Origin of the sequence: Streptomyces sp. SID9727, assembly GCF_010550605.1 — a bacterium.
Lineage (GTDB): Bacteria > Actinomycetota > Actinomycetes > Streptomycetales > Streptomycetaceae > Streptomyces.
This window is the reverse complement of record NZ_JAAGNI010000138.1, coordinates 1-15,742: the sequence shown is the minus strand read 5'-3', so window position 1 is coordinate 15,742 and position 15,742 is coordinate 1. Positions and strand designations below refer to the sequence as shown.

Annotated in this window: 15 protein-coding genes, 2 tRNA genes and 1 other RNA gene; 5 read left to right on the top strand and 13 right to left on the bottom strand. The window is 71.8% G+C overall.

Translation table 11 applies throughout. From position 1 onward, the window contains the following. Positions 1-593, bottom strand: a 593-nt coding sequence (locus G3I41_RS09405; RefSeq protein WP_164399757.1) for a DUF371 domain-containing protein, incomplete at its 3' end; no start/stop codon positions are given. A gap of 98 nt (positions 594-691) precedes the next feature. Between G3I41_RS09405 and G3I41_RS09400 the strand changes: the two genes are divergently transcribed. After that, positions 692-1,186: an RNA methyltransferase gene (locus G3I41_RS09400; RefSeq protein WP_018101784.1), complete on the top strand. Its 495-nt coding sequence runs from the start codon at positions 692-694 to the stop codon at positions 1,184-1,186. 10 nt (positions 1,187-1,196) lie between these two features. On the opposite strand, the gene G3I41_RS09395 is transcribed toward G3I41_RS09400, so the two are convergent. The 5 genes from G3I41_RS09395 to G3I41_RS09375 all read right to left on the bottom strand — a co-directional run bounded on the left by G3I41_RS09395 (position 1,197) and on the right by G3I41_RS09375 (position 3,753). After that, entirely contained in the window at positions 1,197-1,859 is a 663-nt protein-coding gene (locus G3I41_RS09395; protein WP_164399756.1) for a class I SAM-dependent methyltransferase, read from the bottom strand. Between the two features lie 175 nt (positions 1,860-2,034). Then, positions 2,035-2,122 (bottom strand) — tRNA-Ser (locus G3I41_RS09390). A 77-nt stretch (positions 2,123-2,199) separates the two neighbouring features. Further along, positions 2,200-2,697 carry a tRNA adenosine(34) deaminase TadA gene (gene tadA, locus G3I41_RS09385; RefSeq protein ID WP_164399755.1) on the bottom strand — a complete coding sequence of 166 codons (498 nt, stop codon included), beginning with the start codon at positions 2,695-2,697 and terminating at the stop codon, positions 2,200-2,202. Between the two features lie 69 nt (positions 2,698-2,766). After that, positions 2,767-3,315 (bottom strand): hypothetical protein, encoded by a 549-nt coding sequence (locus G3I41_RS09380; RefSeq protein WP_143617406.1) that lies wholly within the window; start codon positions 3,313-3,315, stop codon positions 2,767-2,769. A gap of 192 nt (positions 3,316-3,507) precedes the next feature. Further along, positions 3,508-3,753 carry a hypothetical protein gene (locus G3I41_RS09375; protein ID WP_164399754.1) on the bottom strand — a complete coding sequence of 82 codons (246 nt, stop codon included), beginning with the start codon at positions 3,751-3,753 and terminating at the stop codon, positions 3,508-3,510. 116 nt (positions 3,754-3,869) lie between these two features. On the opposite strand from G3I41_RS09375, the gene upp reads away from it, so the two are divergent. Beyond that, entirely contained in the window at positions 3,870-4,505 is a 636-nt protein-coding gene (gene upp / locus G3I41_RS09370; protein WP_164399753.1) for a uracil phosphoribosyltransferase, read from the top strand. A 43-nt stretch (positions 4,506-4,548) separates the two neighbouring features. Here upp and G3I41_RS09365 read toward each other — a convergent pair whose 3' ends face one another. The 4 genes from G3I41_RS09365 to G3I41_RS09350 form a co-directional block, all read right to left on the bottom strand. Continuing rightward, positions 4,549-5,145, bottom strand: a complete 597-nt coding sequence (locus G3I41_RS09365) for a LytR C-terminal domain-containing protein (RefSeq protein WP_164399760.1) — start codon at positions 5,143-5,145, stop codon at positions 4,549-4,551. A 131-nt stretch (positions 5,146-5,276) separates the two neighbouring features. Beyond that, positions 5,277-5,573: a type II toxin-antitoxin system VapB family antitoxin gene (locus G3I41_RS09360; RefSeq protein ID WP_018101777.1), complete on the bottom strand. Its 297-nt coding sequence runs from the start codon at positions 5,571-5,573 to the stop codon at positions 5,277-5,279. A gap of 69 nt (positions 5,574-5,642) precedes the next feature. Beyond that, positions 5,643-6,263, bottom strand: a complete 621-nt coding sequence (locus tag G3I41_RS09355) for an HhH-GPD-type base excision DNA repair protein (RefSeq protein WP_164399752.1) — start codon at positions 6,261-6,263, stop codon at positions 5,643-5,645. A gap of 93 nt (positions 6,264-6,356) precedes the next feature. After that, a complete protein-coding gene (locus G3I41_RS09350; protein WP_203600599.1) occupies positions 6,357-8,429 on the bottom strand; it encodes a TerD family protein in 2,073 nt (690 codons plus the stop codon). A gap of 264 nt (positions 8,430-8,693) precedes the next feature. On the opposite strand from G3I41_RS09350, the gene serS reads away from it, so the two are divergent. Beyond that, a complete protein-coding gene (serS, locus tag G3I41_RS09345) occupies positions 8,694-9,986 on the top strand; it encodes a serine--tRNA ligase (RefSeq protein ID WP_164399751.1) in 1,293 nt (430 codons plus the stop codon). 206 nt (positions 9,987-10,192) lie between these two features. Here serS and G3I41_RS09340 read toward each other — a convergent pair whose 3' ends face one another. From G3I41_RS09340 to G3I41_RS09330, 3 genes are all read right to left on the bottom strand, one after another. Continuing rightward, positions 10,193-10,894: a GNAT family N-acetyltransferase gene (locus tag G3I41_RS09340; protein WP_164399750.1), complete on the bottom strand. Its 702-nt coding sequence runs from the start codon at positions 10,892-10,894 to the stop codon at positions 10,193-10,195. A 72-nt stretch (positions 10,895-10,966) separates the two neighbouring features. Then, the gene (locus G3I41_RS09335) at positions 10,967-13,942 is read right to left on the bottom strand and encodes an AAA family ATPase (RefSeq protein WP_239081554.1); all 2,976 of its coding nucleotides are present in this window, start codon (positions 13,940-13,942) and stop codon (positions 10,967-10,969) included. Positions 13,943-14,095: 153 nt separating this feature from the next. Then, a tRNA-Ser gene (locus tag G3I41_RS09330) sits at positions 14,096-14,183 on the bottom strand. Positions 14,184-14,293: 110 nt separating this feature from the next. On the opposite strand from G3I41_RS09330, the gene ffs reads away from it, so the two are divergent. Both ffs and G3I41_RS09320 read left to right on the top strand, forming a co-directional pair. Further along, an RNA gene (ffs, locus tag G3I41_RS09325) (signal recognition particle sRNA small type) lies at positions 14,294-14,390 on the top strand. Positions 14,391-14,453: 63 nt separating this feature from the next. Further along, positions 14,454-15,742 (top strand): DNA polymerase III subunit gamma and tau (locus G3I41_RS09320; RefSeq protein WP_164399749.1); only part of this gene is annotated, 1,289 nt, incomplete at its 3' end.

The following is a 15,742-nucleotide window of genomic DNA, read 5'->3' as shown; positions in this document are numbered from 1 at the left end:
AGCCACGCCCCGGCCGCCTGCGAGACGCCCTCCAGCGGGCCGGAGACGGACGCGGCGATCACCCCGCCGTCCGCGAGGGCCGCGCGCGCCTCGTCGGGGACACGGGCCGCGTCCAGGTCGACCGAGGCGTCCGCCGTGCGCCACAGGAGCCCCGGACGCCCCTCCGGGTCCGGCCGGCCGCGGCGGTGGACGAGGACCAGCGGCCGGCGCGGCCCGGTCTCGGTGAGCGTCAGGGTCACCTCCGTGGCCGGGTCTCCCAGCGCTGCCGCGAAGTCCGGGTCGAGGTCGCTCGCCACCAGGGTGCTGCGGAAGGCGAAGGTGTCCGGTGAGGCGTGATCGCTGCGCCGGAGCACCAGGCGGTCGGTCACCTCGTGGTGCGGGTTGACCACGGCGGTGCCGGTCGCGACGTGGGGACCGGCCGCGAGGCGGACGGCGACCGGGCCGCGCAGGAGGGCCAGACCCTCCTGGTCGAAGGCGGCGCCCACCCCTACGACGCAGGTCGCCCGGGGCGTGATCTCCTGCTCGCCGGTGAACTCCAGCGTCTTGGCGTGGGTCGCGCGGACGTGTCCGTGGCCCCGGGCGTGGATCTTCATTGCCTTCTCCAGGGCCTAGGTGCGTTGTCCGGACCGGCCATCGTAGTCCGCGCGCGCAGGCGCGGAGCGGTCCGGCGGGGGCCAGTAGACTTCCCGGCATGTTCGAACACCTCCGCCACAAGCCGGGCACCCCTCTGCTCCGCAACCGCGAGCTCGTCATCGCGTGCTCGGCGTTTCGCAGCCGCGTGAACCTGTCCAGCGTGGTGCGTACGGCGGGGTGCTGCGGAGTCGAGCGGATCATCGCCTGCGGCAATGTGAAACTCGACCCGAAGATCGCGCGCGATGGTGCCGAGAACGTCGAGATCGAAATGCGCCGGAGCCTTCCGCCGGTGCTGAAGAAGATGCGCGAGGACGGTTACACGATCATCGCGCTCGAACAGGCCACCAATTCAAAGAGCCTGCACGAGATCAGCTTTCCCCGTAAGTCGGTCATCGTCCTCGGAAACGAGCGGACCGGCCTCAAGGAGGACGAGCTCGCGTGCGTGGACGAGTGTGTGGAGATCCCGGTCTGGGGCTCCCCGCACAGCTACAACGTCGCCACGGCCGGCGCCATGGCCATGTACGAGTACTGCCGGCAGTTCCCGACGGGCTGACCCGCCGGGCTCACTCCTCGGGACCGGCCGTGACCGCCGTCAGGGTGGCGATGACCTCGGTGCTGTCGGAGTCCAGCCTGCGCGCCCACGACGAGGAGACGGCGGCGGCCTCCTCGGCCTTCGTGAGCTGGAAACCGGTGACCTTCCAGCCGGCGGCGAGCGCCTTTCCGGTGAGCACCTCCTCGACGTACGGAGGGGTCAGCTCCGGAAGTCCCTGGATGTCCCGCGGCACGGGCTCCCGCCAGATGCTGGTGCCGACCGTCGCGGTGAGCGGCGCACCCGGCTTGGCGACGGTCCGTAGCCCGCCCCAGATGTCCTCGTCGCCGCGTACGAGACCGTGGAGCAATTTCCCCCACGGCATCAGGACGAGCAAGGCGTCGGCGGCCCCCAGCAGCTCCTCCGGGGCATTCTCGATCGACGCGTTCACGAGCAGCAGATTGGGTACGCCGCCCTTGGCGGGCTTGCGGCGGCTGCGAATGCTCGTCTGCGTCATCCGCTGCCAGGCCGGGTCCACGCCCACGACCAGCCAGTCCGGATTCTCCTTGGCGATGCGATAGGACGCCCGGGCGTCTCCCGTGCCGACATCGACGACGACCCGGGAACTCTCCTGGACCAGCCGCTCGAATTCGCCCTCGGCGGCCTTCTCGAGCTTCTTGCCCCGCACGATCTGCATAACGGCCAGTGCTTTCTTCTCTCGGCTGCCCGGCCGGCGGTGGCCGGCCCCGGCGGGCGTCCCGCCGCCCCCGGCATGATCCCCCAGCGCGGCGCCCGGAGACCAACCGGCACCGGGCACGGGCACACGCGAAACCGCCCCCGATCCGTTCGCACGGTTCGGGGGCGGTTCTCGATGGCGGTAGCGGAGGGATTTGAACCCTCGGTGAGTTTCCCCACACTCGCTTTCGAGGCGAGCTCCTTCGGCCGCTCGGACACGCTACCGAGAGAGAGCTTAGACCATGTTGGCCGTACGCCGAAATCCGTTTCCGGGCGGCGCCGCGTGCCCCGGCACCGGCAGGTCAGCGGTCCCGGAAGAAGGCCGTCAGCGGAGCCGCGCACTCTGCCTCCAGGACCCCGGCGACCACCTCGGGGCGGTGGTTGAGGCGGCGGTCCCGTACGACGTCCCAGAGCGAGCCGGCGGCACCGGCCTTCTCGTCCCGGGCGCCGTAGACCACCCGGTCCACCCGGGCCTGCACCAGGGCGCCCGCGCACATCGTGCAGGGCTCCAGGGTGACCACCAGGGTGCAGCCGGACAGGCGCCACTCTCCGAGCGCCGCGGCGGCCCGGCGCAGCGCCAGGACCTCGGCGTGCGCGGTCGGGTCGCCGGTCGCCTCGCGTTCGTTGTGCCCGGCGGCCAGCGGCGCCCCGTCCGGGCCGAGGACGACGGCACCGACCGGTACGTCACCGGTCGCCGCCGCACGGCCGGCCTCGGCCAGGGCGCGGCGCATCACCGCCCGCCACGGGTCCCGTACGGGATCGGGCGGGTCCGGGGTGTGCGGGCGGGATGCTTCGGTCACGAGCGGACCCCAGGGCCTTTCCTCTGGATCATGCCGGATCAGGGAGCGGCCTGATCCGAAGGAAAGACCCTAGCGGACCGTCTCCAGCACCTCGGCCGCTCCCAGCGCGTCCGCGATCTCGGCCAGGGCGTCCGTCCGCAGCATCAGCAGCTCGGCCTCGGGGAGCCCGAGGTCGGACAGGACCCCGGAGTCGCCGATCGGACCGGCCGGGACGACGCCCGCGGAGGGCCCGTCGTCGTCATCGTCGTCGTTGGCGGTGGTCTCGGGCTCGCCGTCCTCGGTGCCGTCGAGGCCGACGAGCTCCTCCAGGGCGGCGATCGTGTCCTCGGCCCCTGGTTCGCGGCCGAGCAGTTCGTCGGTGAGCAGGATCTCCCCGTACGAGGAGCGGGCGGCGGCGGAGGCATCCGAGACGTAGATCCGGGGGTCCTCCTCACCGTCCACCCGGACGACGCCGAACCAGGCGTCCTCCTGCTCGATGAATACGAGCACCGTGTCCTCGTCAACCGAGGCGTCACGGGCCAGATCCGTCAGGTCGGACAGGGTCTCCACATCATCGAGCTCCGTGTCGCTCGCTTCCCACCCGTCTTCGGTGCGCGCGAGCAGTGCGGCGAAGTACACCGTGACTCTCCCACTGGTCTCGGGGCCAAGGGCCGGTCCGGGCGGGGAGCAGCCGGTGCTCCGGCTGCCCTGCGTCCCGCCCATTCGGCATCGTGACAGAAACCGGCGCTCCGCGAGAGCAGTTCGGCGGTTGAGTCGGCCATCAGTTCTCTCCACCACCGTCACCAGCGACTTTTCCGCAGGCCGGAGGGGCTACCAGCGGAACGTGCGCATCCGCATGGCCTGGCGCATTCGGGCGGCCTTGACCCGCCGGGGCTGGACCCGGTCGCGCAGCGCCTTCGCCTCGTGGAGCTCACGGAGGAACTGGGCGCGCCGCCGTCGGCGCTGTGCGTCGGTCTCAGGCGTGTCGGGGGAGTCCGGCGCGTCGGGGGAGTCCGGTGTGCTCCCGGGGTTTAGCGCGTTCCCGGGGTTCTCGGCGCTCCGTGTCCGGTCGGCCATCGGCTCTCCACCCCCAAGGCTGGCTGCGTCGCTGGGTCCGTACGCCACCACCTTCCCCCCGAACGTGCGGATGATGCCAGCGCGCGAGTGCGGAAGGCGCGGCTACGCTGGGAGCCATGCGGATCCACGTCGTCGACCACCCGCTGGTCGCGCACAAACTCACCACCCTGCGCGACAAGCGCACCGACTCCCCGACCTTCCGGCGCCTCGCCGACGAGCTGGTGACCCTGCTCGCGTACGAGGCGACCCGCGATGTGCGCACCGAACAGGTCGACATCGAGACCCCGGTGACACCCACCACCGGCGTGAAGCTGTCGCACCCCCGCCCGCTGGTCGTCCCGATCCTGCGGGCCGGTCTCGGCATGCTCGACGGCATGGTCCGGCTGCTGCCGACCGCCGAGGTGGGCTTCCTGGGCATGATCCGCGACGAGGAGACGCTCAAGGCGTCCACGTACGCGAGCCGGATGCCCGATGACCTCTCGGGCCGCCAGGTCTATGTGCTCGACCCGATGCTGGCCACCGGCGGCACCCTCGTCGCGGCCATCCAGGAGCTGATCAGGCGGGGCGCCGACGACGTCACCGCGGTCGTGCTCCTGGCCGCCCCCGAGGGCGTCGAGGTCATGGAGCGCGAGCTCGCCGGCACGCCGGTCACCGTGGTCACCGCCTCGGTGGACGAGCGGCTCAACGAGAGCGGCTACATCGTCCCGGGCCTCGGCGACGCGGGTGACCGCATGTACGGCACCGTGGACTAGGCACTTCCCACCGGACGCCCCGCCCCGGCTCCGTCCTCCGCGGTCAGCAGGAGGAGGGAGCCGGGGCCGGCTTCGTCAGCGCGGACAGCGCGGCGGCGGCCGTCTGCGGCTTGCTGAACGCCGTGAACTTCTTGCCGATGATCAGATCGACCTCCCCGTTCTTGCGGGCGTCGGTCTTCGTCGTGGCCCCGGGCAGCTGGGCGCCCAGCACCGGGAACGTGCCGTCGGTGGCGGCCGGGGCGCCGAGCAGGATGCCGGTACCCGGCACCTTCTTGTCGTACGCGGCGGTGGCGTTCCCCACCTCGCCGATCTTGAACCCGCGCTTCTTCAGCTCGTCGGCGGCGGACTTCGCGAGACCGCCGCGCGTGGTCGCGTTGTAGACGTTGACCGTGATCTTCGCGGGCTGGGGCAGCACCTTCGCGGGTTTCGACGCCTTCGGGGACGGGCAGCGCTCGGTCCGGTCGGCGGCGCTGGCCGTCTTGTCGCCGCCCGTGAAGACATCGATGAGCTGCAGCGTGCCCCATCCGGCCAGCCCGAGGGCGACCACGGAGGCGATGGCCGCGAGGACCACTTTGCTACGGCGGCGGGGGCGGCGCATGCGGGGGTACTTGTCACCCGTGATGCGGTACTTTCCGCCCATGCCGGGGGGAGTGAGCATGCTCATGGGCGCAGCGTAGTGCGAGCCGGTGATGATGCCTACTAAATGATCAATGGATCGCACCCGTCCGGGTGGGAAAACACCCGAACGAACCCCGTACGGGCTCCGAGGCGTCAGCCGAGTTCGAGCACGCGGGCGTGCAGCACCTGGCGCTGCTGGAGCGCGGCACGCACCGCGCGGTGCAGCCCGTCCTCCAGGTAGAGGTCGCCCTGCCACTTCACGACGTGCGCGAAGAGGTCGCCGTAGAACGTGGAGTCCTCGGCGAGCAGCGTTTCGAGGTCCAGCTGGCCCTTGGTGGTGACGAGCTGGTCGAGGCGGACCGGGCGCGGCGCGACATCCGCCCACTGCCGGGTGCTTTCCCGGCCGTGGTCGGGATAAGGCTTCCCATTTCCGATGCGCTTGAAGATCACACGGAAAGCCTACCGGTCAGGAGCCACCGGGCGCAGCCACGATCGCCACCACGCCGCGTACGAGAAGGCTCACTTGCCCTTCGCCGCGGCTTTCGCGGCCTTCGCCGCCTGCTTGGCCTCCTGCTTGAACGCGCGCACCTCGGCCAGTGACTCGGGGCCGGTGATGTCCGCGACGGACCGGTGCGAGCCCTCCTCCCCGTACGGCCCCGCCGCCTCCCGCCAGCCCGGCGGCCGGACCCCGAACCGCTTGCCGAGGAGCGCGAGGAAGATCTGCGCCTTCTGCGTTCCGAACCCGGGCAGGGCGTTGAGCCGCCGGCGCAGCTCAGCCCCGGTCGAGGCATCGCTCCACACGGCGCCCGCCTCGCCGTCGTACTGCGCCACCAGGAACTGGCACAGCTGCTGCACGCGCTTGGCCATCGAGCCCGGATAGCGGTGCAGCGCGGGTTTGGCGGTGAACAGTCCGGTGAACGCCTCCGGGTCGTACGTGGCGATCTCATGGGCGTCCAGATCGTCCTTGCCCATGCGCCGGGCCAGGGCGTACGGACCCGCGAAGGCCCACTCCATGGGCACCTGCTGGTCGAGCAGCATGCCCACCAGGGCGGCGAGCGGACTGCGTGCGAGAAGCTCGTCCGCCGCCGGCTCCTGGGCGATCCGGAGGGTGATGTCTCGGCCATCGTCGCTCTTGGTCATGGGCGGCATCATGGCGAGCGCCGGGGGCGACGGCCAGCACAACCACCGCCGACCGAGCGGTTTGCAGCCGTTTGCCGGTCAGCGGGGACCGGCTCAGGCCCCCGCGGGCGCCGGGGCCGGGGCGTCTCCCGGCTCCGGGGCCGTGGCGCGGCGGGTCCGGCGCTCGGCCTGCGCGAGGTGGGCGATCACGTGCGAGTGGAAACGGTCCACGGCGTTGTCGACGCTGCGGATGAACCCGGTCTCCGCGTTGCCCCGTGTGGCGCCCATGCTCTTGAAGAGGGAGAGCCGGAATCCCGTGATCCGGCCGCCGTCGCGGGGAAGTACGTCGCCCGGCTCCGGACGGAGGCGTTCCAGGGTGCCGCGCGGGCCGCTCTGCCCCTCGACCAGCGTTTCGACGTGCAGATCCGCGGGTGCCTCGGCGAGCTGCCGCATCAGGCGCTTGGCCGACGTCAGCGGGTAGGCCCCCTCCGGCACCGGGATCTCCACGGAGGTGCGCAGCTTCCCGGTCCGCAGGTCGGCGACGATCCCGATGGTGCCGGGCGACCCGTCCACCCGCAGTTCGGCGGCGAGCCGCCCCTCCTCGCAGAGCCGGTCGGCGTGCGCCGCGCGCCGGGAGAGGGCGGTGGTGCCACGCTGGGTCCGCTGGACGGGCAGGGCCTTCTGCCCCAGCTCGCCGCCGATCCGCAGGCAGACCTGGCGGATGAGCCGTTCCCAGCTCTCCACGACCTCGACGGCACGCGGGTCGCCCTGGCTGAGCGTCTCCTCGTCGATGCCGTTGCGCACGGGCACCCACGAGGGGCCCATGTTCTGGAATCCGTGGCAGCCGGAGTTCTCGTGCTGGAGGTAGTGCAGCAGCTCCTGGAGGAGCCACGCGTGGGCGGCGTTGCCCACGCCCTCGTGCCGGATGAGCATCTGGGCCTGGTGCGCCACCTCCGCCCAGGACAGGTGCCACAGGGCCACCTTGTGCTTGCGCCGCCCGTCCGTCTTGACCTCGACCAGCGGGCTGCCCTCCAGCGCCACGTCGTTGGAGAGCGTGATCACCGCCTCGTAGCCGCGGCGGGCGGCGATGTCCATGTAGTTCTGGACCTGCTCCGGCTTCAGCGCGTTCCCGTTGGTCTTCGTCTCCACGAGCGCGGTCCACAGCTTCCCCGCCCGCTCGACCCGGATCACCCCGTCGGGACGCTTCGGGGTCTCGCCGTGCGGCAGCGAGACCTCGGTGAAGGTCTGCATGCGCCCGGCCGGGGCCCCGAAGGCGGCGGTGAGCCGGCGCCCGAACTCCGGCACCTGCGCCATCACGGACAGCAGCACGGAGGTCGCCCGGACCTCGCGTTCCTTGTCGCTCTTGAGGTTCGAGGCGGGGAAGAGCCGTGCGGCCCGCCAGGAGTCGTTCTCGGCGAGCGACTTCGTGGCGACGGCGGGCAGGGTCACCTTCTTCTTCGCCGTACGGGCGCGGGGCCGCTTGGGCGCGGGGGCCGGCTGCTCTTCGACCGCCACGGTTCGCGGGCCCGGCTGCGCGGGAACGGCGGGGAGCGGCTGAGAAGGACCGGCGGACTCGACGGCGGGCGCGGCGCCTTCCCCGACGGCCGGCTCCGCGACCCCGTCGGCGGTCTCGTTCTCCCCCTCGTCGTCCACATCGATGCCGAAGTCGGTGGCGAGGCCGGCGAGCCCGGTCTCGTAACCCTGGCCGACGGCCCGGTACTTCCACTCCGTACCGCGTCGGTACAGCTCGCCGAAGATGAAGGCGCTCTCCACGGACGCGTCGCCGATCGAGAACCCGAGCAGCACCTCGCCGGACCGGTCGGCGACGGTCATCCGCAGGTCGTCCAGATCGCCGAAGCGGGAGCCGCCGTACCGGCTCGCGGCGACGACCAGGCGCTCGACGTCCTCGGGGACGGCGGTCAGGTCGAGGCTGATGCGGTCCTCGCTGCCGCCGTCCGTCGGCGTCTTGCCGAGCAGCTGCACGCTGCCGTCGGCCGCGGAAGGGTTGTTGTAGTAGAAGAAGTCGGCGTCGCCGCGGACCTTCCCGCCCGCGTCCAGCAGGAGCACGGACACGTCCGCGTCACCGTCCCCGGCGGTGCTGCTCCAGCTCAGACTCGCGATGACCGTGCCGGCATCGTCGCTGAGGTCCGCCAGCCCGACGTTGGCGCCCTTGGTCATCTCACGCATGCAGTCCCCCAGACGCGCGGCCGCGTCGGGTCGCACCCTGGCGACGGCAGCAGGTTCTTCCGTGACACAGCGCAACTCGCCGCACACGGGAGAACCGTATCGCCCGTATGGACCACAGGTGAAGGAACCGTGAAGTCCGATTGCGGTCCGCGCGCGGCCGGCGGGGCGGCCCCGCCGATATTGCGGGTCGCACGGGGTGCGCTGATTGCTACCGTCGGTTCCACAACGCACCGACCCGTCCGCCGGACCAGAAGGATCTCCCTCATGCATGATGCCCGCGCCCTGATCGACATGGGTGCCGAAGCGGTACGCCGGCTCGCTCGACGCGGTTACACGCTGGACCTGCCCGCGCTGGAGGACCTCCAGTCCCGGCGCAACCAGAACATCCGCTCGGCCGACGAGCTGCGGGCGGAGTCCAAGCGGGTGGCGAGCGAGGTCCAGCAGACGGCGAAGGCCGGGGGTGACATCTCCAAGCTGAAGGAGCGGGCCCGCGAGCTGAAGGACGAGATCCGGGACATCGACGCGGGCCAGGAACAGATCCAGGAGCAGCTGCGCGACCTCCTCCTCAGCATTCCGAACCTCCCGGCCGACGAAGCCCCGGACGGCGACAGCGACGCGGACGCGGTCGAGGTCAGGCGCGTGGGCACGCCGCCGGTGTTCTCCTTCGAGCCGAAGGACCACGTCGACCTCGGCGAGGCGACGGGCATCCTCGACTTCGCCCGGGCGACCAAGCTCTCGGGCCCCCGCTTCGCGGTCACGCGCGGCGCGGGCGCGGCCCTGGAGAGGGCCCTGGCGACCCTCTTCCTCGACCTGCACACACGCCGCCACGGCTACGTCGAGCACGCGGTCCCGTACCTGGTCACCCGTAAGACCATGACCGGCACCGGACAGCTCCCGAAGTTCGAGGAGGACCTGTTCAAGACCGGCGTGGCCGACCGCGAGCTGTTCCTCATCCCGACGGCCGAGGTCCCGCTGACCAACCTGTACGCGGACGAGATCATCCCGCCCGCCGAGCTTCCCCTCGCCCTGACCGCGCAAACGCCGTGCTTCCGGTCCGAGGCGGGTTCGTACGGACGGGACACCCGCGGCCTGATCCGCCAGCACCAGTTCTCCAAGGTCGAGATGGTGCGCATCGTCGACCCGGCGGAGTCGGGGGCCGAGCTGGAGCGGATGGTCGGCCACGCCGAGGCGTGCCTGAAGGAGCTGGGCCTCGCCTACCGCGTCGTCATGCTCGCCGCCGGCGACACGGGCTTCTCGGCGCAGCTCACGTACGACATCGAGGTCTGGATCCCGAGCCAGAACACGTACCGCGAGATCTCCTCGGTCTCCGACTTCGGTACGTTCCAGGCCCGGCGGGCGAACATCCGCACCCGCGACGAGAACGGCAAGCCCAAGCTCGTCGCCACCCTCAACGGCTCCGGCCTGCCCATCGGCCGCACCCTGGCCGCCCTTCTCGAACAGTGCCAGCAGGAGGACGGCTCGCTGGTGCTTCCGGAGGCCCTGGTTCCGTACCTGGGCTTCCGCCGGATCGCGCCGGACGGGACGCCGGAGGCGTAGCGGGCGCGGGTTCTCCCCCGGCCGGACGGGCTTCAGGGCCTGTCCGGCCGCTCCCGGAGCCGGAACCCCGTGCAGGCGCACGTGTCCCCGTACCGCTCGACGGCCCTTCGGCCTGTCGTGCTCCGGCTGCTCGTGGCCGCGCGAGGCGCACCGCGGATCGAACCCGCTTCGAAGGGTCCAACGCTACGGAGCCCGCGGCGTGGGTGTCACACGTTTTCGGTGCAGGGCAGCGCGGCGACGTCGTCCATGGGCAGCAGCCTGATCCCACCCGGAACCATCGCGGCGAACAGTGCGGTGGCCGCCGGGTCGTCGGGCACCCCGCCCTCGCTCTCCTCGAAGTACTGCGTCATGTAGGCGCGTACGGGCTCGGAGGGCACGACTTCCGCGTCCGCCAGTTCCGGTGCGGAGGTGAGCAGGGCCAGGACCAGCCCGGGCACCCTGGCGGCGCCGGGCCGCAGGGCGGGCTGGAAGTAGGGCACGTCGAGGACACGGGCGCCGTGCCGGGCGTAGAAGCGCAGCCGGGCGGACTGGTCGCCCTTGTCGTCGTCCGGGGTGTGCGCGGCGGGGTGCTCGATCTCCGCGAGGGTCAGCAGCGGGTGCACCCGCTGCTGCCAGCCGGTGAGGACCTCTGACAGGAGGGCGCCCCCGATGCCCCCGGACCGCAGGTCCCGACGCACCGCCAGATAGGAGAGCAGCAGGACCCCGCTGTCCGGGGACCACTCGGCGACCGCGGCACCGTCCGGCCGGCCGTCGCGGACGACGGCCGAGATCCACTGGAGCCCCGACGCCAGCCCCGCCCGCAGCGCCGCTGGAGTGACCAGCTCGTGGGCCGGGAAGTTGGGGACGAGCAGTTCGTCGTACACCACGTCCAGCAGCGGATCATCCGACCCGACGTCAATTACTCGCATACCGCCCTCACTCAGACACTCGGTCCTGACGTTACCCAGGGCGGCCGCCCGCCCGGGACACCGACGGGCGTGTCAGGGCGCCGCCGGATCGCGCAACGGTTCCTCGACGGACTTCTCCAGCTCCTCCTCCATGTTCCGGACCACCCACTTCGCCGCTCTCGCGAACGGGGTGAGGTCGCTGCCGAGGTCGGTGGCGTCCGGCGGGTCCGGCAGGCCGAAGGTGTCACCCGGGTCCCGTCCGACGTGCCGCCAGTACGGCGCGAAGAGGGCCCGGCTCCGCGCCTTCGCGGCGGCGACCTCGTCCGTGAGGCCGGCGTCGAGGGCGGCGCGTTCCCTCCGTTCCACGTGGGTGAGGACGCTGCGGTAGAGCGAGTCGGTGTAGTGGTTGGGGTACTGGCCGTAGGTCTCCTGGCGTACGTGGTAGACGAAGCCGTGCAGGGCGGCGCGGGCATGGGCGTCGAAGCACCGCCGGGGATCGTTCTCGGCCCAGGCGATGTCGGCGTACGTGTCGGCCAGCCACACCGGCAGTTCGGTGTCTTCCTGTGCCGCGAGGCGGTCCTCGAAACCTGCCAGGAGCGCGCGGGCCCGGGCCGGGTCCGAGGTGGACCACAGACTGGCCTCCTCGTGGACGGCCCAGTTGCCGATCCACAACTCGTTCTCGTCCGTGCACGCGGCGCCGCCCGCCCGGAACCAGGCCGCCGCTCGGTCGCGCTCCGAGTCGCCTCCGCTGCCCGCGAACCAGAGGGCTTCTCCCTGGAGCAGGGCGGAGATGATGTAGATGCGCCGCAGGTCGGGGTCGGCGGGGATGTGCCCGCGCCGCAGCCCGAGGTATGAGGTGACGGCGTCCAGAGCCGTGCCGGCCCGCTCCCACCGTTCCCGGTCCCGGCCGGGCACCTGGTTGACGCGTCCGGCGACGTAGCCGGTGCGCAGATCGTCCAGCCAGTCGACCCAGCGCAGGTCGCGTTCGGTGGGCAGGGCCCGGTAGGCGGAGACGAGCTGGGCGCAGTAGCTGGAGGAGACCTCCATGTCCCACCAGAAGAAGGCCTCCAGGAACAGCCGGATCATGGCGCGCTTGCTGCTCTCGTACGCCTCGCGGGGCAGGAACGCGGCGTGGTGCAGCCACTCCTGGGAGTCGCGCTGCCAGTCCGCGTCCTCGTAGCGCGCGCCGACCGCGCCGATCGGCTGCTCCTCGCGCTCCTCGTCGAAGTTCAGCCTGGTCCGGTAGTAGCGCTCCACCGCGGCGTGCAGGGCCGCGTGTTGTGTCGGCCGGGTGCGCCGGAACCGCAGGTCGAGGTTCTCCCGCAGATAGTCGTGCAGCCGCCAGCCCTCGTTCTCGTCGTCGTCGAAGGGCGTGACGAAGGCGCAGCGCGACAGCCAGTCGTAGATCCGGGACGCCTGTCTCTCACCGATCCCCTCGGTCTCGCCGAGGACCGCGGCGAGGATCGGGGCGGTGCACCGGCGCAGGACGACGAGGAGGTCGAAGAGCGGGAGCGGGCGGCCGACGATGCGTGCCGCGTAGTCGTCGACGTACGTGCGTACCGCGTCGAAGGCACCGTCGTCGTCCCAGTGCCCCGCTCCGCCGAGGAGCAGCGCGCGGAGCTCCGCCGTCGAGGCGTCGGCCGGAAGCGAGTCGCAGACGATCGTGGTGCAGGTGGCCACGCCGATCGGGTGGCCCCGGGTGAGGACGGCGATCTCGCCGGCGGCGGCGGTTGCCCCGGCCGATTGCCAACCGGCCTCCACCAGCCGTTCCTTCACGAACGCGGTGGTCTCGTCGTGGGCCAGCAGGCCCAGCCTGAGCCGTCGGTCGCCCGGCGCCGGCACGCGTTCGCCGCCGTTGTCCGCGGGGCGCCCGGCATGGACGACCACGGCGGTGGACATCCCCCTGAGTACGCCCATCAGCCAGTTCTCGACCGGCGTCCCGGCCACGGCGTGCACGTCGTCCACGAGCAGGGCGGTCGGCCGGGACCGGGCCGCCTGGTCCATGACCCGCGTCAGCTGCTGCTGCATCTCGGCGAGCCGGGAGAGCGCGGGCTCACGGGGGAGCGCACCCGCGACCGCCTCGCCGATGTCGCCGACGCTCACCTCGCGAGAGCGTCTGACATCGATGACGACGTTTGTGCCGGCCGACCGCGACTCCCGCTGCCAGACGTCGCGTGTGCCCAGGACCGAGGTCTCCAGCTCGCGCCCGGCAGCGGCATCGAGGAGGGGCGCCTCGCCGCCCTCCGGGACGTACGCCCGGTGCACGTCGGTGGCGATCGCGTCGATGATCTGCCGGCAGGCCGCGTACTCGGCCATCTCCCGCCCGGCGGCTCCCATGGCCCCGGCCTCGCCGTACTGCGGGGCGCCGGCGGTGATGAACAGGACCAGCCGGCGGTCCTCCTTCAGCCCGGCGGCGATCTCCTCCAGCAACAGCGTCTTGCCGCAGCCGCTGTCGGCGACGACCTCGAAGCGCACGCCCGTTCCACCGGCACCGCCGCGTGCGGCGCTCAGCACGGTGTCGCGGGCGCGGGCCAGGGTGGGGGTGTACGGCTTGCGCGGCGTGAACGGCTCGGGCTCGGCGCTCTCGGCGGCCGGTTCGCTCTCCGGCACCGGCAGGGCCGGGGGCGCGGAGTCCCGGGCGGGGCTGCCGCCGATGACCACGTCCTCGCTGCGGCGCACATCCACCCGCGAGTCCCCGCGCCACGCACCGAAGTCGGGCACGTGCACCCGGCGGGAGCGCCGGACCTTCGCCCGTCGGCTGTCCCCCGCCGCTCGCGCGGTACGGGGGCTTCCCCACCGCCGGAACACGAAGAGCGCGACGAGGGACAGGGCGTACGCGCCGAACATCAGCGACGCGACGAGCAGGAAGGTCCCGCCGTACAGGACCCCCGCCAGCTCGACGAGGAACATGGTCGCGAACCCGGCGAGCAGGACCGGCTCGACCTTCAGGCTCTCCGCGATGCTGGCGAGCACGTCGGAGGCGGCGGACAGGATCTGTTCCCATAACTCCAGCGGCCCTCCGGCAGCCCCGGGGTCCGGCGGTGTGGGTGACGCGCTGGGTTCGGACATATGACCCTCCGCGATGAGACCGGTGAGCGAACCTTAGACGCTGCGGTCGGGGCGGGTGAGGGCTTTGCGGCATGTGCGACTGCGGGCGCGAGAACGTCGAAGGGCCCCACCGCAAGCGGTGGGGCCCTTCAACGTATTGCCCGGTGAGAGCAATGGCGGAGGATACGAGATTCGAACTCGTGAGGGGTTGCCCCCAACACGCTTTCCAAGCGTGCGCCCTAGGCCACTAGGCGAATCCTCCGCCGCAAACAATACAAGACGTTGAGGAGTGCTCGCGAACCCGTTCCCCGGGGAGGGGTCGGGGCGGTGCCCGAGGTGGACTTGTGGGGGTGGGGATCGGTTAAGGTGGGCGTCAGCCCCTCACGTGGCGCTATCTGACTGAACTCCCCCAGGGCCGGAAGGCAGCAAGGGTAGGTCGGCTCTGGCGGGTGCGTGGGGGGCCCTTGCGTTTGCGGGTGGTGCGGGTCACGGACGGGGCCGGTTGTCAGTGCGCCCCGATAACCTCGTAGGTGTGTCGTCCCTTGCGCTGTACCGCCGCTACCGCCCCGAGTCGTTCGCCGAGGTCATCGGTCAGGAGCATGTCACTGACCCGCTCCAGCAGGCCCTGCGGAACAACCGGGTCAATCACGCGTACCTGTTCAGCGGCCCGCGGGGCTGCGGCAAGACGACGAGTGCGCGCATCCTGGCCCGCTGCCTGAACTGCGAGCAGGGGCCCACGCCCACGCCCTGCGGAGAGTGCCAGTCCTGTCGTGACCTGGCGCGCAACGGGCCGGGGTCCATCGATGTGATCGAGATCGACGCCGCTTCGCACGGTGGCGTGGACGACGCCCGGGATCTGCGGGAGAAGGCGTTCTTCGGGCCCGCGTCGAGTCGTTACAAGATCTACATCATCGACGAGGCGCACATGGTGACGTCGGCGGGGTTCAACGCCCTGCTGAAGGTGGTGGAGGAGCCGCCGGAGCACCTGAAGTTCATCTTCGCGACCACGGAGCCCGAGAAGGTCATCGGGACGATCCGTTCGCGTACGCACCACTATCCGTTCCGCCTCGTGCCGCCGGGGACCCTGCGCGACTACCTCGCCGAGGTCTGCGGCCGGGAGAACAGCCATGTGGACGACGGCGTCCTGCCGCTCGTCGTGCGGGCCGGCGCGGGGTCCGTGCGTGACTCGATGTCCGTCATGGACCAGCTGCTCGCCGGCGCGGGTGACGAGGGTGTGACGTACGCCATGGCGACGGCACTGCTCGGTTATACGGACGGCTCGCTGCTCGACTCGATCGTGGACGCCTTCGCGGCGGGCGACGGGGCCGCGGCCTTCGAGGCCGTGGACCGGGTCATCGAGGGCGGCAACGACCCGCGCCGGTTCGTCGCCGACCTGCTGGAGCGGCTGCGCGACCTGGTGATCCTCGCCGCCGTGCCGGACGCCGGGGAGAAGGGGCTGATCGACGCTCCGGCCGATGTGGTGGAGCGGATGCAGGCCCAGGCGTCCGTGTTCGGGGCCGCCGAGCTGAGCCGCGCCGCCGACCTGGTCAACGAGGGGCTCACGGAGATGCGCGGCGCCACCTCGCCCCGCCTCCAGGTCGAGCTGATCTGCGCCCGGGTCCTGCTGCCCGCCGCCTTCGACGACGAGCGCTCCCTGCAGGCCCGGCTGGACCGGCTGGAGCGGGGCGCGTCCTTCGCCACCACCGGCCCCGGCCCCGCCATGGGGTACGTGCCCGGCCCCGAGGCCCTCGCCCACGCACCGGTCCCGCCCGCCCCCCAGCCCGACGCGGGGCCCTCCGCCGCCCGCGCCGCCGTCCGGGG

Bases quoted from the DNA above. Each gene is read 5' to 3' on its own strand.
- G3I41_RS09350 (WP_203600599.1), bottom strand. From the start codon at position 8,429: ATGCGTGAGATGACCAAGGGCGCCAACGTCGGGCTGGCGGACCTCAGC.
- G3I41_RS09340 (WP_164399750.1), bottom strand. From the start codon at position 10,894: ATGCGAGTAATTGACGTCGGGTCGGATGATCCGCTGCTGGACGTGGTG.
- serS (WP_164399751.1), top strand. From the start codon at position 8,694: ATGCATGATGCCCGCGCCCTGATCGACATGGGTGCCGAAGCGGTACGC.
- G3I41_RS09375 (WP_164399754.1), bottom strand. From the start codon at position 3,753: ATGGCCGACCGGACACGGAGCGCCGAGAACCCCGGGAACGCGCTAAAC.
- G3I41_RS09335 (WP_239081554.1), bottom strand. From the start codon at position 13,942: ATGTCCGAACCCAGCGCGTCACCCACACCGCCGGACCCCGGGGCTGCC.
- G3I41_RS09395 (WP_164399756.1), bottom strand. From the start codon at position 1,859: ATGCAGATCGTGCGGGGCAAGAAGCTCGAGAAGGCCGCCGAGGGCGAA.
- upp (WP_164399753.1), top strand. From the start codon at position 3,870: ATGCGGATCCACGTCGTCGACCACCCGCTGGTCGCGCACAAACTCACC.
- G3I41_RS09365 (WP_164399760.1), bottom strand. From the start codon at position 5,145: ATGGGCGGAAAGTACCGCATCACGGGTGACAAGTACCCCCGCATGCGC.
- G3I41_RS09355 (WP_164399752.1), bottom strand. From the start codon at position 6,263: ATGACCAAGAGCGACGATGGCCGAGACATCACCCTCCGGATCGCCCAG.
- G3I41_RS09400 (WP_018101784.1), top strand. From the start codon at position 692: ATGTTCGAACACCTCCGCCACAAGCCGGGCACCCCTCTGCTCCGCAAC.